Raw genomic sequence first — 22,171 nt, forward strand, 5'->3', positions numbered from 1 at the left:
TGGTCACAATATTCATCAGGCTAAGTCAAACACAAGTGCGGTGACATAGCTGCCTGCGGCGCTAAATCTAACCACTTCTTCGGCGGTGATATGTGCGCCATCCCCAGGGGTGAGCACTTGGTCATTGACCTTCAGTGTACCTTCCACCAATTGTACATAGAGCTGACGCTGTGGCTTAAGCTGCGGCATATGCACTTGCTCTTGCGGTGCCAGCATTAAGCGATACAGGGTCGCATCTTGCTGCACTTTTAAGGTGCCATTCTCACCCGTTGGGGTGACCACGGTGGTCAGCGCCGAGGTTTGCTCGAAGGCCTTTTGCTGATAACCCGCATCAATGCCTAAGGTGTCTGGTTGGATCCAGATCTGCAAAAAGTGCAGTGACTCAGTGTTTGATGCATTGAACTCGCTGTGATAAATCCCTTTACCGGCGGACATTAGCTGGAACTCACCCGCTGGTAAGGTCTTAACATTACCGAAGCTGTCCTTATGGGCTATGGTGCCTGAAATCACATAACTGATGATTTCCATATCTTTATGGCCATGGGTTTCAAACCCTGCGCCCGGCGCGACTCTGTCATCATTAATGACTCGTAGGGAAGACACGCCCATATGCTGCGGATCGTAGTAGCTTGCAAACGAGAAGGTATGTTGGCTCTTTAACCAGCCCAAATCAGCCTGCCCACGGTCCTGCGCTTTACGTATACGGATCATCATTTCCTCCTTATTTTAAGCGTGCGGCTAACAGGTTGTCGGCGCTCAGTTTACCCGCACCTGACACGGCCAGAGACACAGTGGCTGCTAACAGGGCTAAACCAAACTCATAGCCGTTATTGCTGAGGAATAGACCGTTACCAATGTGGACCGAGAAAATCGCGACCACCATAGTAAATGACAATACCAGTGCCGTAGGGCGAGTCAGTAAACCGATAATGATCAGCAAGCCACCAAAGAATTCGCTCGAGCCCGCCATCAGCGCCATTAAGTAGCCAGGGGTTAAGCCGATGGAGGCCATCCATTGTCCAGTGCCTTCTAGGCCGTAGCCGCCAAACCAGCCGAAGAGTTTTTGTGAGCCGTGGGCCATGAGGATGATCCCGATAGGAATACGCAGGGCCAATGGGGCGAAGCTTGGGGCAGAGGTCAGTAATTTTGTGATAAGTGCTTTCATGGAATGTTCCTTAATTCAAATTTTTTAACTATGTCGTTAATGGGTTAATCGGTGGAGGCTTAGCGTTAATCTCTCCATTGGTTTAAAGTTTAGTCTTGACCTTGTAGAAAGAAAATCGGAACATTTTCAAGGTTTATTTCAAAAAATTTGAACAAGAGGTGGCTATGTTACCTGTGATGAGTCTCGATGGCTTGATAGTGCTCGATGCTATTGATAAAAAAGGCAGTTTTTCGGCAGCTGCCGAATCCTTATTCCGGGTGCCATCGGCGCTGACCTACACAGTGCAGAAATTAGAGAGCGACTTAGGGGTAAAATTATTTGAACGTAAGGGCCAGCGCGCTGAGCTGACCTTAGTTGGCCAGCTGGTATTACGCCAAGGGCGGGAGATTTTAGCCGCCACCGCAAGGCTTGAAGAGGCGGTTCGGCAACTCGAAACGGGCTGGGAGTCGGCGTTAACCTTAGCGATTGATACTGTGGTGCCCGATTTACCACTGTTAAAACTGATTGCTGAATTTACCGAGTTAGGTAAACAGGTGACTATTAATATCACTGAGGAATCATTGGGTGGTGGTTGGGATGCACTGTATTCGGGCCGCGCCGATATTGCCATTGGGGTCACGGGGGAGTTACCTAAGGGGCAATATCATTTAATCGAAATCGGCATGCTTGAATTCGTGTTTGCCCTAGCACCTCACCATCCCTTAGCGCAGTTTGACCATCCCATCCCCACCGAAGCCTTGTTGCAATTTCCTTCCGTGGTGGTGGCCGACAGCTCAACGGCGCTCGCGCAGCGCTCCAGTGGACTATTTGATAGTCGCCAAGTTATTCGTGTGCCGAACATGCAGACCAAGATTAAAGCCCAGCAACTTGGGCTGGGTGTGGGTTATCTTCCTAAGCATTTGATCCGCGAAGAACTCGCTTCTGGCGCATTAGTCGCGTGTAAGGTTGAGATCCCAAGACCGGCGCAGCCAGTGTTTCTCGCGTGGCGCAAGGGGAATCAAGGCAAAGCGCAGGTGTGGTTTGCCGAACGTTTACCCCATTGCGACTGGTTGTTTTAGTGAGATGTCGATAGTGCGTTTGGGTACAGGATTGAGTGAATCACAGTACTTAACCATTGCTAAGTACTGTGATGAATTAAGAGAGCATTGCTTTGCGGCAGCGCTGATATAAATCCCTGACGCAGGGCGCTTACACTGAGCGCTTTATATGGCTGGTGTAATGCACATGGGGGGAGAGCAAATCCGCTAAATTGGGGTTGGGCGCCCGATTGAGGAAGCGAATAAAGGCCTGTGGTAGGGTGAGCGTCTCAATCGATTCCTGCCAGCGTGCCTGTAACAGTGGGTGATAACCTTCCTTCCCCGCGGCGGTATAGGAGGTTGACACCCCCACATAGAGCGCATCGGGCTGCACTGGATACCAGAGTGATAAGCCATCCTGCTGCATCATTTCAAGCTTGAACAAGCGCTCCCCTAATGGGCGTCTGCCATCGTAGTAATAACGTAATCCATAGGTATAAGGGAAGCTGCCCGCACCTGTGCCGCGCACACTGTTGTTTGTCGCGGCGTTAATCGCCGATTCCAGCGCTTGGTATAAATACTGGCCTTGGATTTCGTATTTGACTAATGGCAACTCGAAGGGCAGCAATTGCCCCAACACATCGGCGAGGGTCAGCCTGCCTTGGGCGACCGATTGCCTTACTCCGCCGGCGTTATGCAGGGCAAAGTGGATGCGGGGATCTTCAAGCTTGGCCTCTTGGAACATACTGCGGCTCACCCAAGGGGCGATTTCGCTGCCATGGGGCAATGCCTTAGATGGCAGTCTGGTATGCACTAGATTCTTAGGCACAAGGGCTAAAACTTTGTTTTCCATCTCAGCAATCGCGGGGCGATAGATATCGTGGATCACGCCGTGAATGTCTTCATCGGCATCATCCCACAATACATAGGGATGCTCATTAAAGCGTTGCTGCACCGCTTGATAGTCGGTGTCATCCACTTGTTCACTCGAACTCAACATAAACTGTTTATCGAGCATAAAGTAGTTGCCACCCTTGAGGCTGATTGCGCGGCCTGCTGTATCAAATTCAATCTCGGCCAAGCCTAAGGTTTCGGCGTATTTCCCCGCATGCACGATAGGAGTGCCATTGACCATTTCACCATAGGGAATATTGCTTAACCCCAAGACACTAAAATCGCCCTGCAAGGTATGGGTATGGCCGCCGACGATAAGGCTGATGCCATCGACTTGTTCGGCAAGCCTTCTATCCTGATCTAAACCTAAGTGACTCAGCACAATAATATGCTTGATGCCTTTGGCATGTAGATGCTCGACGGTGCGCGCCGTGGTGGCAATCGCATCGACAAAGTGGGTATCGGGATCGGGTCTGGCGATGTCTTTCATCTGATCCAGAGTAATGCCGATGACGGCGAGCTTTTTGTCGTAGAAGGGCTTTTCGAGGTAGCTGGCAAGCTGGGTTTGTTCATCATAGGCGAGAATATTCGCCACAGTACGCAGGTTACCTGGCTTGCGGATATCCTCTTGACTCAAGTCCATATTCCCCGCCAGTAGCGGAAAATCGATTTGCTTGGCAAATTCGGCGAGCCGCGCATTGCCTTCATCAATATCGTGATTACCAATCACCATGGCATCGGGTGCGAGTAAATTCAGCAGATGGGCGTTGGCCTTACCCTTAAAATGGCTGAAATACAGCGTGCCTTGGAAACTGTCGCCCCCATGCAAAAATAAAAATGGCATCTGGCTTTGTGCGGCTCGGTCACGTGCCTGATTAATTTGATACCCTAGGCGCGCATAGCCACCGCTGTGACTGGTGATATCTAAGGCTTTAAGCCCGAGATTGAAGGAAAATTGTACGCGGCTGGGCTCAAAATTCGAATGGGTATCGTTGATGTGCGCGAGTGAGAGTGTGTATCCCTGTGTCATAACCTACCTCTTTTACGGCGGGAGATTATAACCTTCTCCCCAAAAACAAGAAAGGGAGCCAGGCTCCCTTTACTTTAACAATGACTAAATAATGTCATTAACCCGAGCGTGCCTCGTCATCTTCGGCGGCGGCTTCGAAATCGCCATCATCGGAGAGACGAATGCCTTTTTGCTTCATGCGTTTGGTCCAGAGTTTACGGGCCAATTGTTGCATGTCGGTCGCAGGGTCATTCACATCGACAATCTCTAAGCCAAGTAGCGATTCGATAATGTCTTCTTGGGTCACAATACCTTGGCTACTACCGTATTCGTCAACCACCATCGCAATTTGGGTATTGCGTTTAATCATCCGCTCGAATAACGGCAGGATTTTAGCCGTCTCGGGCACCACAAATAGGCTACGCTTGAGTTCACCAATCGGTGCATCAGGGGTGTAACGTTCCGCCAGCAACACATCGGTACGGGTGATGTAGCCGATAATATCGTCGTGGTCCTGATCGTATACCGGAATGCGGGTAAAAGGTTTGTCGCGATATTCCTGCACAAACTCATTTTGCGTCAGTGAAACCGGCAAGGAGAACATCACGGTACGCGGCGTCATAATCGCTGTCACAGGCACGTCACGCACCTTCAGCATTTGGGTCAAAATTTTAGACTCTTGCTCGTCTAACTCACCGGATTCTTGACCAATCTTGGCCATGGCGCTCATTTCTTGGCGAATGTACTGACCTTCTTCCCCTTTACCTAGCAGGCGAGTCACCTGTTGCGACATCCAAATCAGCGGCTTAGTGACACGCTTCATCCAAGTGATGGCAATCGATACACTCGGGGCTAAACGGCGCCAGTGGTTGGCTCCCACAGATTTCGGAATAATCTCTGAGAAGAATAGGATGATAAAAGTTAACACTCCGGAGAACACGCCGAGCATGTCATCACCAAAGACCTTGGCCGCTTGCGCACCGGCAACGGCTGCACCTACAGTGTGGGCAATGGTGTTTAGGGTCAAAATAGACACGAGAGGCGCTTCGATATTTTCTTTTAGTTTACGCAACCGGGCGGCCGCGGCACTGTCAGTTTGTTCGAGCGAGGCGATATAACTAGGGGTAACCGAGAGCAACACTGCTTCGAATACACTGCACAGAAAAGAAACTCCGACAGCGACAAGCACTATAATGATGAGGGTTAACATATAGGTGGTATTACAACTCCATAATTTAGGCCAACATTGACCCACGCCGATTCTAGCATAGGAGTGTGGAGTTGCTGGCTAAAATTTTTCTGCGTCTGTATAATTCGCCGCCCTGTTGCAGGTTTTGGTGTTGAGGTTAGTCCTATGAGTGAAAAAAAGATCAATTTATTAGACCTTGATCGTAAGGCGATGCGCGCATTATTTGCGGATCTGGGTGAGAAGCCTTTCCGCGCCGATCAGCTGATGAAGTGGATCTATCATTTCGGTGTCAGTGACTTCGAAGAGATGACTAACATCAACAAAGTGTTACGCCAAAAGCTGGCGGCGCGCTGTGAGATTGTGGCGCCTGAGATTTCGAGCTATCAAAAATCTTCCGATGGCACCATTAAGTTCGCCATCCATGTCGGCGAAGGCCAAGAAGTTGAAACCGTGTATATTCCTGAAGATGACCGCGCCACCCTGTGTGTGTCGTCTCAAGTGGGCTGCGCCCTCGAATGTACTTTCTGCTCGACCGCACAGCAAGGCTTTAACCGCAACTTAACTGTCTCTGAAATCGTCGGTCAAATTTGGCGTGTTTCCCACTTTTTAGGGTTCGCCAAAGAAACTGGCGAGCGCCCAATCACCAACGTGGTGATGATGGGCATGGGTGAACCTCTGCTTAATCTTGCCAACGTGATCCCAGCGATGGATATCATGCTGGACGACTTCGGCTTCAGCCTGTCAAAACGCCGTGTGACCCTGTCAACTTCGGGCGTAGTGCCAGCATTAGATAAACTCGGTGATGCCCTCGATGTGGCGCTCGCCGTGAGTATCCACGCGCCAAACGATGAATTGCGCGATATTCTGGTTCCCGTGAATAAAAAGTATCCATTGCAAGAGTTCCTTGCGGGAATTCGCCGTTATATCGCTAAATCTAATGCTAACCGTGGCCGCGTGACTGTGGAGTATGTGATGCTCGATCACATCAATGACAGCACTGAACAAGCCCATGAATTAGCACAATTAATGAAGGATACGCCCTGCAAGGTTAACCTGATCCCATTCAACCCATACCCAGGCTCGCCCTATGGTCGCTCGTCAAACTCGCGCATCGACCGTTTTTCTAAGGTATTGATGGAATATGGCTTAACTGTGATTGTACGTAAAACCCGTGGTGATGATATTGACGCGGCCTGTGGACAGTTAGCGGGGGATATTCGCGATCGAACCAAGCGTTTAGCAAAAAAACGCATGCAAGAAAATCAGATTTCGGTCACAATGAATTAACTCTTTGTTTGCACAGATTTATAGGCTTGCCCATGAAGCATGGATTGTCAGGGTTATCATTAGCAATTGCCCTGTCATTATTAGTGACAGGATGCGTAACTGAGCGTACCTATTCAGGGACTGATATTCCCGTGTCGGAGCGAAAACTCGATAAAGTCGCCGCCGCACGGGAGCGTATGCAGCTCGGTTTAACCTACCTTAATCGAGGTAACTCGGAACAAGCCAAATACAATCTTGATAAAGCCGTTGAATATGCGCCAGAGCTCGAAGATGTGCATGTGGCCATGGCCTATTACTATCAAACCGTTGGCGATTTAGTACGTACCGAACAGGCGTATCAAGACGCTATCAATACTAAGGACGCCTCTGGCGATTCCATGAACAACTTTGGGGTGTTTTTGTGCCAACAAAAGCGATACGACAAAGCTGAAAAAATGTTTTTGGCCGCGATAGAAATGCCCAAATATACGCGTACCGCGTCCAGTTATGAAAACTTAGGCATTTGCAGCCGAGACGCGGGACAAACAGAAAAGGCACGACAGTATTTTCAGATGGCGTTAAAGTATGACCCGAGACGCTCGGTGTCTTTACTGGAGCTGGCTGAGCTTGGGGTAGATAAAGGTGATTATATCGATGCGCAAAACCAATTAGCGCGCTATCACCAAGTGGCAGCCCAGACTCCAGAGAGTTTAACGCTCGGAATAAAAATTGAGCAGGCGTTGAATGATGATGCTGCTATGAAGCGATTTGGCATTTTATTGCTCGCCAAATTCCCAGCATCGCCTCAAGCCAAGCAATACAGAGTTAATTTGCATCAATGAAAGATAACGAAATAAACGCGTCAGTAGAACCAGTAGCAGCGAGTGAAGCTGAGTCGACGCCTGATGTAACGCTCGGCACTGTACTTAGAACGGCTCGTGAGCAGATGGGCTTAAGCATTGCGGATACCGCGGTGAAGTTACATCTGCGCCCAGGGATTGTTGAAAATCTCGAAGCCGACGATTTTTCCAATATTTCTTCTTCGACCTATGTTCGCGGATACGTCAAAAACTATGCGCGCATGCTGGGGGTGGATAACGCCCTGATTGAGGCATGCCTAGCGCGGCAGGTGCCGTTAGTGACGCAGCCTGCCATGCAAAGCTTTTCCCGCAAGACGACCTATCAAGCTCGTGACACTAAATTAAAGTGGCTGAGCTTTTTTATTGTCATCGTGTTATTGGGCCTGTTCGTCCTATGGTGGATGCAACGAACCACGCTAGTGACTCATGTTGATGTGTCTCAACCGACGGCGGAAGAGTTAGCGGCGGCGAATCAAACTTTGCCGGGCGATGTGCTGCTAACGGAAACCGACGCTAGCGAGCGCTTAAGCGAGATTGCGGTCAATGGCTCAATGGCGACCGATGGTCCGGTAAAAGATACCGATGAGAGCACTATCGACCCGAATATGAACGATATGGCGGCGATGGAAGCAGAGCAGACGCCTGCCAATTCAGCTGTGAATCCGAGCGAATCTAACACCGCTCTGATGAGCAATGCTTCTAACACTGCGTCGAACTTGGCAGCGAGCAATACTGTTGGGGCTTCAAACGCTACACAAAACGCCGCGACCAATACCGCGCCAGTGCAGAACCCAACCGCATCGAATGCACCAGCAATTAATACTGCTTCGACAGCGCAAGCCATGCCAGTGACCGCAGGGCAGTCGATCATTACCATTGAGCTCACGGGCGATTGCTGGATCAACATAGTCGATGCCAAGGGCAAAGCGATTGTTGACGGCGTCCGTGGTGCGGGTGCGAATATTCAAGCCAGTGGTGTGCCTCCGTTTAAAGTGATCCTAGGCGCTCCCACTGTCGTGTCCACGTTTACGGTCGATGGTAAAGCCATCAGCCTTGCTGAATTTCCTAAGGGTCGTGTTGCGCGTTTGACTATCCCACAGGTTTAAGTCTGGCGCCTACGCAGAGTACCGAAAAGAGCGTATTGAGTATGTATAACGAAACACCCATAAAGAGACGTCCTTCAACCCGCATTTATGTGGGAAATGTGCCGATTGGTGATGGTGCGCCGATTGCCGTACAGTCGATGACTAACACTAAGACCACAGATGTTGAGGCAACCGTTGCCCAAATCCGTGCCCTAGAGAAAGTGGGTGCCGATATTGTGCGTGTCTCTGTGCCGACCATGGACGCCGCCGAAGCTTTTAAAGTGATTAAGCAATCGGTGTCTGTGCCCTTGGTTGCGGATATCCACTTCGATTACCGTATCGCCTTAAAAGTGGCGGAATATGGTGTGGACTGTTTGCGTATCAACCCGGGTAATATCGGTAACGAAGAGCGTATCCGCAGTGTGGTGGAGTGCGCCCGCGATAAAAATATTCCTATCCGTATTGGGGTGAACGGCGGTTCATTAGAAAAAGATCTGATGGACAAATACAAAGAGCCCACGCCAGAAGCCTTACTCGAATCGGCCATGCGCCATGTGGACATTCTCGACCGTTTGAACTTCGACCAATTTAAGGTCAGCGTAAAAGCCTCCGATGTGTTCTTGGCGGTAGAATCCTATCGTTTATTGGCTAAGCAAATTCGCCAGCCACTGCATTTAGGTATTACCGAAGCAGGCGGCGCCCGTGCGGGTGCGGTGAAGTCTGCCGTTGGCTTAGGCATGCTGCTTGCTGAAGGCATTGGTGATACGCTGCGTATTTCCTTGGCGGCCGATCCGGTGGAAGAAATCAAAGTTGGCTTTGATATCCTAAAGTCACTGCGTATTCGTAGCCGTGGCATTAACTTTATTGCCTGTCCTTCTTGCTCGCGCCAGGAGTTCGATGTGATCAGCACAGTAAATGAATTAGAGCGCCGCCTCGAAGATGTGACGACTGCGATGGATGTGTCTATCATCGGCTGTGTGGTCAATGGCCCAGGCGAAGCCTTAGTGTCTCACATTGGCTTAACGGGTGGACATCGTAAGAGTGGTTACTACGATGAAGGCGAGCGTCAAAAAGAGCGTTTCGACAATGACAATCTAGTCGATTCCCTCGAGGCAAAAATTCGCGCTAAGGCGAGCCAAATGGCCAATCGCATCCAAGTGAAAGACACGACTGAGTAACAGACACAGCCGAATCAACCCATAGGTTAAGCGTTATAAAAACACTCAAGCCTTGAGCTAGACCCCGAAACCGACGGGGTCATTTTACGTTTAGTGTTGAACAGCCTATAATGCCTGACATTTTTTATTAATTTAGCGAAAATCGGACGAGTCGATACAGTGGCAAAACAGATCCAAGCGATTCGCGGAATGAACGACATTCTGCCAACTCAAAGTCCTCTATGGCAAAAAGTGGAAGCGGTACTACGTGCGAGCGTGGCTGCTTATGGTTACAGTGAGATCCGCACTCCAATAGTGGAAAATACCGATCTTTTTAAACGCTCTATCGGTGAAGTGACTGATATTGTTGAAAAAGAAATGTATACCTTCGAGGACCGTAACGGTGACAGTTTAACCCTACGTCCAGAAGGCACCGCCTCAACCGTGCGTGCCGGTAATGAGCATGGTCTGCTCTATAACCAAGAACAACGCCTGTGGTACATGGGCCCTATGTTCCGCCACGAACGTCCACAAAAAGGCCGTTATCGCCAATTCCACCAGTTTGGTGTGGAAGTCTACGGCATTGGTAGCGCCGATATCGACGCCGAAGTGTTGATGTTATCGGCCCGTCTATGGGAAAAACTCGGCATTAGCGAGCATGTGACGCTTGAGCTAAACACCTTAGGCGATCCAGCCGAGCGCGCCGCTTACCGTGAAGCCTTGATTGCCTTCTTAGAGCAACACAAGGACAAATTAGACGAAGATAGCCAGCGCCGTATGTACAGTAATCCGCTGCGCGTACTGGACTCGAAAGACCCGCAAGTGCAAAGCATTTTAGCTGATGCACCTGCGCTGATGGATTACTTAGGTGAAGAATCTTCACAACATTTTGCACAATTGCGTGAACTCCTCGACGCAGTTGGCATCCAATACCGAGTTAACCCGCGCTTAGTCCGTGGTTTGGATTACTATAATCGCACGGTTTTTGAATGGGTTACCAATAGCTTAGGCTCTCAAGGCACTGTACTTGCGGGCGGTCGCTATGATGGTTTAGTCGCTCAATTGGGCGGTAAAGATACGCCTGCCGTCGGTTTTGCGATGGGATTAGAGCGCATTGTGTTGCTGCTTGAAACCTTAGAGCTGACCCAAGATATCCCTGCGGCTGTCGATGTGTATGTCGCGGCGATGGGGGATAGCTGCTTGGTTGAAGCCATTAAAGTGGCGCAGGAGTTACGCTCAACCTTACCGACACTGCGTGTTATGAGCCACTGCGGCGGCGGTAACTTCAAGAAGCAAATTAAGCGTGCCGATAAAAGCGGCGCACAAGTAGCCTTACTCATCGGTGAAGAAGAACTCGCCGAAGGTGTGGTTACCGTTAAATATTTACGCAATGACAACGAACAACAACGGGTCGCTCGAAATGCATTAAGCGCATTTTTAGCTGAACTTACCAAATAAGGGGACGTGCGCGTGGAAATTTATAGCACAGAAGAACAACAAGTTGATGCTATCAAGCAGTTCTGGAAAGACTATGGAACCTCGATTGTTATCGGGGCGGTCGTTGGTTTAGGCGGCCTGTACGGTTGGAACTATTACTCCGACATGAAAATTGTGAAGGCCGAAGAAGCATCACAGGCTTTCCAAACCTTAACCACCAAATCAACTGACGAAGCGGCCATGCTAGCTGGCGTTGCTGAGTTTTCCAAAAATCACGACCAAAAGGGCTATCAAGCACTGCTGGACTTGATCGTTGCGAAAACCGCGGTTGAAGCGAAAGATTTTGCTAAGGCCGAAGAAGCGCTGAAGAAAGTGATTGCCGCTAAGCCGGGCGCCGGATTAGACACAGTGGCAACACTGCGTTTAGCACGCATTCAAGCAGAGCAAGGCCAAATCGGTACTGCGCTGGCGACCTTAGATCAAGTGACTGATAAAGCCTTCTTAGCACAACGTGAAGAACTCAAAGGCGATTTCTTTGTACGCCAAGGCGAAGCGGATAAAGCGAAAACCGCTTACCAAGCGGCAATGGACAATGGCGGTGTTGTGACCAGCCCTGCACTTAAAATCAAACTTGATAACCTAAATCAAGCATAAGGGATCCCTTGATGAAGTCTTGGTGCAAGAACCTGCTAGCCGCTGGGTTAAGCCTAGCTATGTTATCCGCCTGTTCTTCTAGCGATGTGGAAGAAGAACCGGTAAGTGAGTTAACTGCGATTCAGGCGACAGTGTTTCCTGAAGTAAGTTGGAGCGCCTCTGTAGGTGACGGTGTCGGTGATTATTACTCTCGCCTCACTCCTGCAGTTCGTTACGGTAAAATTTTTGCAGCTGACCGTTACGGCGAAGTCGTGGCCTTTGATGAAGCCACGGGTGAGCGCGTTTGGAAAAAAGATTTTAGTGAAGAGTTTCGTGATAACGCCTTAGCCAAAAACAAGGGCGCACGCTTAGCCGCGGGTGTCACTGCCGCGCGCAATAAAATCTTTGTCGGTGGTGAGAGTGGTCTGTTGGCCGCGCTGAATGCCGAAGATGGTCAAGTGCTGTGGCATGTCGTGGCTGGGGGCGAATTACTCTCTAAGCCAACCGTTGCTGACGATGTGGTAGTGGTGAGCACTAGCTCTGGCGCGCTCGAAGCCTTTAACGTCGATACGGGCGCTAAGCTGTGGGCCTATGAGATGCAGTTGCCTAATCTGACCTTACGTGGCACGGGTTCTGCGGCCTATGAGGCGGGTGGTTTCTTTATCGGTACCGCCGATGGCAAAGTCGCTGTTGTGGTAAAAAACAACGGTCAAGCCGCATGGGAACAAGCGATTTATAATCCAACTGGCGGCAATGAGTTTACTCGTATGGCCGATGTGGATATGACCCCGCTGATCTTAGGTGACAACCTTTATGCGGTGAGCTACAACGGTAACTTGGTGTCGATGGAACTGCGTAGCGGACGTGTGATTTGGACCCGTAAGTACTCAAGCTTTAATGAACTAGCGTCTGCCGGTTTAAGCTTATTTCTAGTGGATGATCACAGCCGTATCTACTCTGTGGATAGACGTAACGGCTTAGAATTGTGGAGCAATTCTGAGCTGGCGAACCGTACACTTACATCACCAGCTGTGTATCGCGACTATCTGGTCGTGGGCGATTTTGAAGGTTATCTGCACTTTATCGACCGCAGCACTGGCAGTATTGTCGGTCGTATCCAAGTGGACAGCTCTGGATTATTCAGCCAGCCATTAGTGGTGGATGATAAAATCTACGTGCAAGGTCGCAGCGGAAAGTTAGCTGTTGTAACACTTCCTTAGTTAAAAGTGTTATCCTTGTAGAGCCCCTGGAAGTGTGTTCCGGGGGCTTTTTATTGAAAAGTTTTTTAGAGGCAAAATCATGATCCCTGTAGTGGCCCTTGTTGGTCGGCCGAACGTCGGTAAATCCACCTTATTTAACCGCCTTACGCGTACGCGTGATGCGCTGGTTGCTGACTTTCCTGGCCTAACACGTGACCGTAAATATGGTCGAGCATTCCTATCCGGCTATGAGTTTATCGTGGTGGATACCGGCGGTATCGACGGCACCGAAGAGGGGATCGAAACTAAGATGGCCGAGCAGTCCCTCGCCGCTATCGAAGAAGCCGATGTTGTCTTATTTATGACCGATGCGCGCGCGGGCTTAACCGCCGCGGATTTGTCTATCGCTCAGCATTTACGTAGCCGTCAAAAAACCACTTTCGTGGTGGCGAACAAGATTGACGGTATCGATGCCGATTCTGCCTGCGCCGAGTTTTGGTCGTTAGGTTTAGGTGAGGTCTATCAAATGGCTGCCGCCCAAGGTCGCGGCGTGACCAACATGATTGAGTACGCACTGACACCTTACGCTGAAGCTATGGGCATTGAACGCCAAGGCGAAGAGGAAGAAGTCGACGAGCGTCAGTACACCGAAGAAGAAGCCGAAGCCGAGCAAAAACGTCTGCAGGATTTACCGATCAAGCTTGCGATTATCGGTAAGCCGAACGTGGGTAAATCGACCCTGACTAACCGTATCTTAGGTGAAGAGCGTGTGGTGGTTTACGATGAGCCGGGCACCACTCGCGACAGTATTTACATTCCGATGGAACGCGATGGCCGCGAATACGTGATTATCGATACTGCCGGTGTGCGTCGCCGTAGTAAAGTCCATGAAGTGATTGAAAAATTCTCGGTGATCAAAACCCTCAAAGCGGTTGAAGATGCCAACGTGGTGCTGCTGATCATAGATGCCCGTGAAGGTATCGCCGAGCAGGATTTAGGTCTATTAGGTTTTGCCTTGAACGCGGGCCGCGCCTTAGTCATCGCCGTCAACAAGTGGGACGGTATCGATCAGGGCATTAAAGACCGCGTTAAGAGTGAACTCGACCGCCGCTTAGGCTTCATCGACTTTGCTCGCATTCACTTTATTTCGGCGCTACATGGCACTGGTGTTGGCCATCTGTTTGAGTCGATTGAAGAAGCTTACGACAGTGCGACTCGCCGCGTGAGCACCTCGATGCTGACCCGCATCATGCAAATGTCGCAGGATGACCATCAGCCACCATTGGTGAATGGTCGCCGTGTGAAACTGAAATACGCCCACGCCGGTGGTTATAATCCGCCAATCGTGGTTATTCACGGTAACCAAGTCAGCAAGCTACCGGATTCTTACAAGCGCTACATGATGAACTACTTCCGTCGTTCATTGAAAGTGGTGGGTACGCCAATTCAGCTACGTTTCCAAGAGGGTGATAACCCGTTTGAAAACAAGGTTGAAAAGCTGACCATGAGCCAAGAGCGTCGCCGTAAGCGCGCCCTGAGCCATATTAAAGATCGCAAGACAAAGTAAATCTGCGCTTTGGGCTTAAGCTGAACATAAAAAAGGAACCCTAGGGTTCCTTTTTTGTTGGCGCATTTTAGGGGGAAATCTTAAGTCTTGTTTCGATCAAATGCTTTATTGCTATGGGCTTGAGCGTTGAGTGTTGAGCCTTAAGGCTGTTGTGTCTTAGCTTTCATCTGTTATGTGCGTCACTGTCGACTGCACCTGCCCATGGAGTAGGCGAGTGTTTATCCTATCGCCAATACTCAGCTGAGCGGCATTGTCTATGACTTGGTTATTTGCATCTGTGGTGATGCTGTACCCCCGGCTCAAGGTGGCTAATGGACTGACAGTTTCTAATTGATGGGCGGCATATTTAATTCGCTGCTCACTTTGGTTAAGGGTATCTTGCATAGCGTCCTGCAAACGCGTCGCTAAATAGCTCAACCTATTGGTCTCGAGTGCGAGCTTGTGCTTTGGGGACTGCTGCTCGAGGCGACTGGCCAGTTGCTGCTGACGGCGACTTAAACCGTGCAATTTGTTAGACAATGCGGCTTCGAGCCGTAATTGCATTTCATCAAAACGCTGCTCAAATTGTTGCAGGGTGCGCTTAGGATCTAAGCGTTGCAGCCTATGCTCGAGCAAACTTAAGCGTCTTTCCTGCTTGAGTTGATAGTGGCTGGCGCTTTGTTTGAGGCGTGACAGTACTGTGGCTAAGCGTTGGCTCTTATTGTCGCTATCCTGAGACAGTAGCTCTGCGCCCGCAGAGGGCGTCGGGGCGCGAACGTCGGCCACATAGTCACTGATGGTGGTGTCTACTTCATGGCCTACGGCGCTGACAACGGGTAGGGCGCTGTTGTAAATGGTATGGGCGAGCGCTTCGCTATTAAAGCACCATAAATCTTCGAGTGAGCCGCCGCCACGGGTGAGCAGTAATACATCCACCTCGAGCCGTTGGTTGGCGATATTGATGGCTTGGCAGATATTGAGATCCGCGCTCTCGCCTTGTACCTGAGTGGGATAAATAATCACTTCGATGGAAGGGTCTCGGCGGGCAAGCACATGCAACACATCGCGAATAGCCGCGCCCGTGGGGGAGGTGATCACCCCAATGCGTTGTATATTTTTCGGAAGCTGGCGTTTAGTGTCGGCGGCAAATAACCCCTGCGCCGCGAGCTTCATTTTGAGTGCTTCAAATTGTTGTGCCAATAAGCCATCCCCCGCGGGGAGCATAGACTCAATCAATAATTGATAGTCGCCTCTAGGCTCGTACACGCTAATCGCGCCTTTCACGAGCACCTGCTGACCATTCACAGGTTTAAAGCTCACGCTTTGGTTGCGTCCCTTAAACATGGCGCAACGAATTTGTGAATAATGATCCTTGAGGGTTAAATACCAATGGCCCGAGCTGGGGGCGGAAAAGTTGGATATTTCACCATTTAGCCAGACTTTTCCCAGTTGTCCCTCGAGAATTTGCCTGACTTCACCATTGAGGCGTGAGACGGTATAAATATTATTTTTAGGGACTTGCATGTGTTTTCTCGTGCAAATGGGATTTTTTCACTATTTTCCATTTACCGCTCCCCAGATGCAAGGTATAATCCCGCCGCAATATTTCACCTCTAAAATCCTACTCAACTGGGGAGATGTTGCCTATGCTACGTTTAATTAAAGAAGCGCTAACCTTTGACGATGTGTTACTTGTTCCTGCGCATTCGACTGTACTCCCAAACACCGCCATCCTTAAAACTCGCCTGACCAATACCATTGAACTGAATATTCCGCTTGTGTCTGCCGCTATGGACACTGTGACCGAAGCGCGTCTTGCTATCGCCATGGCACAGGAAGGTGGCTTAGGTTTTATTCATAAAAACATGAGCATAGAAAAGCAGGCCGAAGAAGTTCGTAAAGTAAAAATTTACGAAGCGGGTGTGGTTCAACAACCTGTGACTGTAACGCCTTCAACTACGCTGGCGGATCTTAAAGTACTGACCGCGAAGAATGGTTTTGCGGGTTACCCTGTGGTAAACGAAGCCAATGAATTGGTGGGTATTATCACTGGCCGTGACGTACGTTTCGTGACTGACTGGAGCAAAACCGTAGAAGAAGTGATGACGCCAAAGGCGCGTTTAGTCACTGTTGCGGAAGGCACTAAGTTAGACGAAGTGCAAAAATTAATGCACTCAAATCGCATCGAAAAAGTGTTAGTTGTCGACGATAACTTCAAGCTGAAAGGCTTAATCACAGTAAAAGACTTCGAAAAAGCCGAGCGTAAGCCTAATGCCTGTAAAGACGAATTAGGTCGTTTACGTGTGGGCGCTGCCGTGGGTGCGGGTGCTGGTAACGAAGAGCGTGTCGACGCGCTGGTGAAAGCCGGTGTTGACGTGCTGCTGATTGACTCTTCTCACGGCCACTCTGAAGGCGTGTTGCAACGTATCCGTGAAACCCGCGCTAAATACCCAGATTTACAAATCATCGGTGGTAACGTGGCAACAGCTGAAGGCGCATTAGCCCTAGTTGAAGCCGGTGTTAACGCGGTTAAAGTCGGTATTGGCCCTGGTTCTATCTGTACCACACGTATCGTGACGGGTGTGGGCGTGCCACAAATTACCGCAGTGTCTGACGCTGCCGAAGCCGTAAAAGGCTTAGGGATCCCTGTTATCGCCGACGGCGGTGTACGTTTCTCGGGTGACTTAGCCAAAGCCTTAGCTGCAGGTGCATCGTGCATCATGGCGGGTTCAATGTTCGCGGGTACTGACGAAGCGCCAGGCGAAACGGAACTCTACCAAGGTCGTGCCTATAAGTCATACCGCGGTATGGGTTCTTTAGGTGCCATGTCTCAAGGTTCTTCTGACCGTTATTTCCAATCTGACAATGCTGCCGACAAGCTGGTGCCAGAAGGCATCGAAGGCCGTGTACCTTACAAAGGCAAGCTCAAGGAAATCATCCATCAACATATGGGTGGTCTGCGTTCATGCATGGGCCTAACGGGCTGTGCCACGATCCAAGAACTGAACGAAAAAGCGCAATTTGTGAAAGTGACGTCTGCGGGCATGGGCGAGTCCCACGTTCACGATGTGACTATCACTAAAGAAGCGCCAAACTACCGTTCAGGTGCGTAAACGTTTGTAATAACGGGGCGGCGATAAGCCGCCCCGTTATTAAGATTTGTATGCCCTCGAGATTGAACCTCGCAGTCTTGAGTTAAGTTAAAACAATAGATGAGATAAAGGTTATCCATGAGCGATATTCATGAGCATAAGATACTGATCCTCGACTTTGGATCTCAGTACACCCAGCTAATTGCCCGTCGTATCCGTGAAATTGGTGTTTACTGTGAGTTATGGGCGTGGGATGTGACCGAAGCCCAAATCCGTGAGTTTGCCCCTAACGGGATTATCCTCGCTGGCGGCCCTGAAAGTGTGACTGCCGACAATTCTCCCCGCGCACCTGAATATGTGTTCAATGCTGGCGTACCTGTTCTAGGTATTTGCTACGGCATGCAAACCATGTCTGAGCAGCTCGGCGGTAAAGTGATTCAAGGCGTTGGCGAAGGTGAATTCGGCTACGCTCAAATCGAAATGTTAGCGCAATCGGCCCTGTTTAAAGATATCGAAGATGCAGTCAGTAGCGATGGCAAATCACTGCTCGACGTGTGGATGAGCCATGGCGATAAAGTGTCTGCGATCCCTGAAGGTTTCGTTGCGGTTGCTAAGACTGATACTTGCCCATTCGCGGCCATGTCTAACGAAGCAAAACGTTTCTACGGCGTGCAGTTCCACCCTGAAGTCACCCATACCCGCCAAGGTATGCGTATGCTGTCGCACTTTGCCTTAGATATCTGCGGCTGTGCGGCCAACTGGAAACCTTCTTCAATCATCGAAGACGCTATCGAACGCTTGAAAAAGCAAGTGGGTGACGATGAAGTGATTTTAGGTCTGTCTGGTGGTGTGGATTCATCGGTGGTGGCCATGCTGCTACACCGCGCCATTGGCAAAAAACTGACCTGCGTATTCGTTGATAACGGCTTACTGCGTTTAAACGAAGCGAAGCAAGTCATGGAAATGTTTGGTGACCATTTCGGTCTGAACATTGTTCATGTCGATGCGGAAAACCGTTTCCTCGACGCGCTGAAAGGCGAAGCCGATCCAGAAGCGAAACGTAAAATCATCGGTCGTGTATTCGTTGAAATCTTCGACGAAGAAGCCAAGAAATGCGTTAACGCTAAATGGTTAGCCCAAGGCACCATCTACCCAGACGTGATTGAATCCGCTGGCAGCGCCACAGGTAAAGCCCATGTGATTAAGTCGCACCATAACGTTGGCGGTCTGCCGGATGATATGGAATTAGGTCTGGTTGAGCCGCTGCGCGAACTCTTCAAAGACGAAGTGCGTAAGATTGGTCTTGAGCTCGGTCTGCCATACAACATGCTTTACCGCCACCCATTCCCAGGCCCTGGCTTAGGTGTGCGTGTGCTTGGCGAAGTGAAGAAAGAGTACTGCGATCTGCTGCGCCGCGCCGATGCGATTTTCATCGAAGAGCTGCACAAAGCTGATCTTTATAACAAAGTCAGCCAAGCCTTTACCGTGTTCTTACCGGTTCGCTCTGTCGGTGTGATGGGCGATGGCCGTAAATACGATTGGGTGGTGTCACTGCGCGCCGTTGAAACCATCGACTTTATGACCGCGCACTGGGCACACTTGCCATATGACTTCTTAGGCCGAGTGTCTAACCGGATCATCAACGAAATCGACGGTATCTCCCGCGTGGTTTACGATATTTCAGGTAAGCCACCTGCAACTATCGAGTGGGAATAATTCCCTGTCTTGATGACATGATGCATTAATGAAAAGGCGCCAAGTGCGCCTTTTTTATTGGTTATGGGTATAATTGCCCAAATTGTTGATTAATGAGAATCCTTAAGTGGAGCAGACAAAACTGAACCCCAAAACCTTGCATGGGAAGACGCATAGCCGTGATGAATTTGGCTCTGATGAACTTGGTTGTGATGAAGCTAGTGCTGATGTGCTAACTGGCGAGCAACCTTGTCTCAATCAAGCGAGTCTCAATCCAGTGAGCCTTGAACAAGCTCGAGTCGATGAACATTGGATGCGTGTCGCTATGACTATGGCTGAAAAGGCCGAGGCAGCGGGTGAAGTACCAGTGGGGGCGGTTTTAGTCAAAAGTGGTCAGCAAATCGCGGTCGGATATAACTTGTCTATCGGTGAGCACGATCCCTGCGCCCATGCTGAAATTCAGTGTTTGCGAGCTGCGGGGCAAACGATTGAAAACTATCGCCTCCTCGATACCACTCTTTACGTAACTCTTGAGCCTTGTGCCATGTGCGCCGGCGCCATGGTGCATAGCAGGATTGCCCGCGTGGTATTTGGGGCAAAGGATGAGAAGACGGGCGCCGCAGGAACCGTGCTTAATCTCTTGCAGCATCCAGCCTTTAATCATCAAGTTGAGGTTACATCTGGGGTGTTAGCGCAGGACTGTGCTGACCAATTAAGCCGCTTTTTTAAACGTCGCAGGGAGGAAAAGAAGGCTTTAAAACAGGCTCAAAAGGCGCAGCAGGGGACACTATCCTAAGGAGTTTTGGGGCTCGCTTAAGTGTTAGTCTTGGGCTTGGATAAACGTAAAAAACAGTTTGTGGCGATTAAGCACCCGGCGATGACGAATTTTCAGTGTAGTGCGACGGCGTGATGCGCTGTTATTGATGGTTTTTCTTCTCATATAGACCCCGTTTTCAATCTTGTTATTGTCTAGGTTAAGGCTATTTTGCTTTGGTTAACGGCTATGGGTTAACGCACAATGATGATTATATTGACCTGTCACTATGACAGTATCAGCAGAGATCTCAGGCGGCAATCCCCCTCGATTCATCTGCTCTATAAAGCAGCGTTTTTAGCCCAAAGCGAACTCACTTTAGCCTGTATTGGCTTAATCTAAGATTAAAATCGTGGTTTGATGGCCGCAAAAAAGCAAGGCTGCGGCACAAGTCAAGTTATTGAGGGGGAAGCGGTTAGGGCTATTTCGGCTTATCTGGGCTGAGGGTGCCGGGCACTGGCGCTGGGCCATCTTCCGAGGCGAGGTCGCTCGGCTCTTCCTCATCGCTATTTTGTTGTTTAGATTGATTATCGACCCAGACTAAGGTGTCGTAATAACGGCGAATGCTGTCGACGTAATGCACGGCTTCGCTACCACGGGCATAGCCGTAGCGGGTCTTTTGATAATATTTACGCTTTTGCAGCAGTGGCAATACCTTTTTAAGATCCCGCCACGCGTTGGGATTAAGCTCCATGGATTCGGCGAGTTTACGGGCGTCTTCCACATGGGCATAACCGATATTGTAAGAGGCCAGCGCAAACCACATGCGTTGACTCTCGGGGATAGACTCGGGCAGACGGTTGATCATATCCCGTAAATAAGCGGCGCCGCCGCGAATACTTTCTTCCGCATCGAGGCGGTTCGTAATGCCAATTTCTTTGGCGGTCGGCTGCGTGAGCATCATCATGCCGCGCACCCCAGTCGGCGAGCGGGCATTAGGATTCCAATGGGACTCTTGATAACTGGTCGCCGCCAATTTACGCCAATCTAAGTCTCCGGCATGGGTTTCGAAAAGCTGCCGATAACGGGGCAACACGGTTTCGATGGCGCGCAGGAAGGCGCGGGTGTCGATATAGTCGAAACGCTTAACGTGGCCAAAGTACTTTTCGTTTAAGTGATCGAGTGTTCCAGCGAGTTTCTCTTGGTGCCAAAACGCCAATAACTGACTCATCAAGCCGTCACTATGAGTGGGGGGCAGTAACCAAACCACATCAAGCTTTTCTTCTAGCACGAGCCCTGAGCGCAGATCCGGTAAATAGCGGCGGTTAATCTGCACGCTGCTCGAGTCGGCGATGGTGTAGTCTATTTCCTTGTTGGCGATCATCGCCAGCAGCTCTTCGCTGTCTTTATCTGTGACTTGATCCCACACCAGCGTCGGATGGCGTTTCTGTAATTGCGTCAAGGTTTCCACAAAAGAAGAGTCGGCAATTACGGTAATTTTGCCTTTTAAGTCAGTAATATCTTTTGGTGTTGGCATGCCTTCACGGTAAACCAGTACTTGATTGACACGATACAGCGGCGGGCCTAAACGGAATTGTTCGCGCCGGGCAGGGGTTTCAGTCATCCCCGCGGCAATGATATCAATCTCGTTTTTTTTCAGTGCATCATAGAGTTCGGCGCGGTTGGTATAAGGCACCATTTTTAAGGGCACATCGAGATACTCGGCAAACAGTACCGCCATATCGTAATCGAAGCCGCTGTTGCCTTGGCCCGAGGTCATATAAATTTGTGGGCCATAAAGGGTGCCAACCCTTAATTCGGTGAGTTTATGGGGGACATATTCTGTTTCTTCCACGGTCACTTGCTGACAAGCCGTCAGTAAGAAACCTAAGATAATCGCGAACAGAAATCGAGTCATTAAACACACTTTATTAAATAAAATCAAAATGATGAACAGTAGAAGGTCAGTGAGGTAACAAGGATAAACTGGCTGACATTGCTGTGATTATATCCGTTTGTCGCCAATTACGTAAAAAAATCGTACCGCATGGAATACGAAGGAGGGGAAAAGGACCGCTTTTTATCTTAATAGGAAACACTGTTTTACGTAAGGTCACAGGTGATTTGTGACAGACATTTCCTTATAATAGCGCCATCTCTGACCCCTGCAATTA

The 22,171-nt window shown here is 49.9% G+C and carries 18 protein-coding genes; 12 read left to right on the forward strand and 6 right to left on the reverse strand.

Features of this window, described 5'->3' with window-relative positions; all coding sequences use genetic code 11:
- Positions 1-15 precede the first annotated feature (15 nt).
- Together K0H59_RS06585 and K0H59_RS06590 are read right to left on the reverse strand one after the other, a co-directional pair.
- Positions 16-711, reverse strand: coding sequence for a pirin family protein (locus K0H59_RS06585; protein WP_220055022.1), 696 nt, complete (start codon positions 709-711; stop codon positions 16-18).
- 10 nt (positions 712-721) lie between these two features.
- Complete coding sequence (locus K0H59_RS06590; RefSeq protein WP_011716306.1) at positions 722-1,165, reverse strand: DoxX family protein; 444 nt, start codon at positions 1,163-1,165, stop codon at positions 722-724.
- Between the two features lie 164 nt (positions 1,166-1,329).
- Between K0H59_RS06590 and K0H59_RS06595 the strand changes: the two genes are divergently transcribed.
- Positions 1,330-2,223: a LysR substrate-binding domain-containing protein gene (locus K0H59_RS06595; RefSeq protein WP_220055023.1), complete on the forward strand. Its 894-nt coding sequence runs from the start codon at positions 1,330-1,332 to the stop codon at positions 2,221-2,223.
- A 130-nt stretch (positions 2,224-2,353) separates the two neighbouring features.
- Here K0H59_RS06595 and K0H59_RS06600 read toward each other — a convergent pair whose 3' ends face one another.
- A complete protein-coding gene (locus K0H59_RS06600; RefSeq protein ID WP_220055024.1) occupies positions 2,354-4,105 on the reverse strand; it encodes a bifunctional UDP-sugar hydrolase/5'-nucleotidase in 1,752 nt (583 codons plus the stop codon).
- A gap of 97 nt (positions 4,106-4,202) precedes the next feature.
- Complete coding sequence (locus K0H59_RS06605; protein WP_088212047.1) at positions 4,203-5,294, reverse strand: CNNM domain-containing protein; 1,092 nt, start codon at positions 5,292-5,294, stop codon at positions 4,203-4,205.
- 144 nt (positions 5,295-5,438) lie between these two features.
- On the opposite strand from K0H59_RS06605, the gene K0H59_RS06610 reads away from it, so the two are divergent.
- From K0H59_RS06610 to der, 8 genes are all read left to right on the forward strand, one after another.
- The gene (locus K0H59_RS06610) at positions 5,439-6,560 is read left to right on the forward strand and encodes a bifunctional tRNA (adenosine(37)-C2)-methyltransferase TrmG/ribosomal RNA large subunit methyltransferase RlmN (RefSeq protein ID WP_220055025.1); all 1,122 of its coding nucleotides are present in this window, start codon (positions 5,439-5,441) and stop codon (positions 6,558-6,560) included.
- 32 nt (positions 6,561-6,592) lie between these two features.
- Positions 6,593-7,381 carry a type IV pilus biogenesis/stability protein PilW gene (gene pilW / locus K0H59_RS06615; protein WP_220055026.1) on the forward strand — a complete coding sequence of 263 codons (789 nt, stop codon included), beginning with the start codon at positions 6,593-6,595 and terminating at the stop codon, positions 7,379-7,381.
- Positions 7,378-8,505, forward strand: a complete 1,128-nt coding sequence (locus tag K0H59_RS06620; RefSeq protein ID WP_220055027.1) for a RodZ domain-containing protein — start codon at positions 7,378-7,380, stop codon at positions 8,503-8,505. The genes pilW and K0H59_RS06620 overlap by 4 nt, the downstream gene beginning before the upstream one ends.
- Before the next feature lie 41 nt (positions 8,506-8,546).
- Complete coding sequence (ispG, locus tag K0H59_RS06625; RefSeq protein ID WP_011622016.1) at positions 8,547-9,662, forward strand: flavodoxin-dependent (E)-4-hydroxy-3-methylbut-2-enyl-diphosphate synthase; 1,116 nt, start codon at positions 8,547-8,549, stop codon at positions 9,660-9,662.
- A gap of 159 nt (positions 9,663-9,821) precedes the next feature.
- Positions 9,822-11,099: a histidine--tRNA ligase gene (gene hisS / locus K0H59_RS06630; RefSeq protein ID WP_011716313.1), complete on the forward strand. Its 1,278-nt coding sequence runs from the start codon at positions 9,822-9,824 to the stop codon at positions 11,097-11,099.
- Between the two features lie 12 nt (positions 11,100-11,111).
- Positions 11,112-11,732, forward strand: coding sequence for a tetratricopeptide repeat protein (locus K0H59_RS06635; RefSeq protein WP_220055028.1), 621 nt, complete (start codon positions 11,112-11,114; stop codon positions 11,730-11,732).
- An 11-nt stretch (positions 11,733-11,743) separates the two neighbouring features.
- Positions 11,744-12,931, forward strand: a complete 1,188-nt coding sequence (bamB, locus tag K0H59_RS06640) for an outer membrane protein assembly factor BamB (RefSeq protein ID WP_220055029.1) — start codon at positions 11,744-11,746, stop codon at positions 12,929-12,931.
- A gap of 79 nt (positions 12,932-13,010) precedes the next feature.
- Entirely contained in the window at positions 13,011-14,477 is a 1,467-nt protein-coding gene (gene der / locus K0H59_RS06645; RefSeq protein ID WP_011622020.1) for a ribosome biogenesis GTPase Der, read from the forward strand.
- 156 nt (positions 14,478-14,633) lie between these two features.
- On the opposite strand, the gene xseA is transcribed toward der, so the two are convergent.
- Positions 14,634-15,980, reverse strand: coding sequence for an exodeoxyribonuclease VII large subunit (xseA, locus tag K0H59_RS06650; protein ID WP_220055030.1), 1,347 nt, complete (start codon positions 15,978-15,980; stop codon positions 14,634-14,636).
- A gap of 122 nt (positions 15,981-16,102) precedes the next feature.
- Here xseA and guaB point away from each other — a divergent pair, with 122 nt between their 5' ends.
- From guaB to tadA, 3 genes are all read left to right on the forward strand, one after another.
- Complete coding sequence (guaB, locus tag K0H59_RS06655) at positions 16,103-17,569, forward strand: IMP dehydrogenase (RefSeq protein ID WP_011622022.1); 1,467 nt, start codon at positions 16,103-16,105, stop codon at positions 17,567-17,569.
- 117 nt (positions 17,570-17,686) lie between these two features.
- Positions 17,687-19,264, forward strand: coding sequence for a glutamine-hydrolyzing GMP synthase (guaA, locus tag K0H59_RS06660; RefSeq protein ID WP_220055031.1), 1,578 nt, complete (start codon positions 17,687-17,689; stop codon positions 19,262-19,264).
- 256 nt (positions 19,265-19,520) lie between these two features.
- Positions 19,521-20,039, forward strand: a complete 519-nt coding sequence (gene tadA / locus K0H59_RS06665) for a tRNA adenosine(34) deaminase TadA (protein ID WP_258405914.1) — start codon at positions 19,521-19,523, stop codon at positions 20,037-20,039.
- A 439-nt stretch (positions 20,040-20,478) separates the two neighbouring features.
- Here the strand turns inward: tadA and mltF are convergent, their stop codons facing one another.
- On the reverse strand, positions 20,479-21,915 hold the full coding sequence (gene mltF / locus K0H59_RS06670) for a membrane-bound lytic murein transglycosylase MltF (RefSeq protein WP_011716320.1): 1,437 nt from the start codon (positions 21,913-21,915) through the stop codon (positions 20,479-20,481).
- Between the last annotated feature and the right edge of the window lie 256 nt (positions 21,916-22,171).

Source organism: Shewanella sp. FJAT-51649 (assembly GCF_019457435.1).
Taxonomy (GTDB): domain Bacteria; phylum Pseudomonadota; class Gammaproteobacteria; order Enterobacterales; family Shewanellaceae; genus Shewanella; species Shewanella mangrovisoli.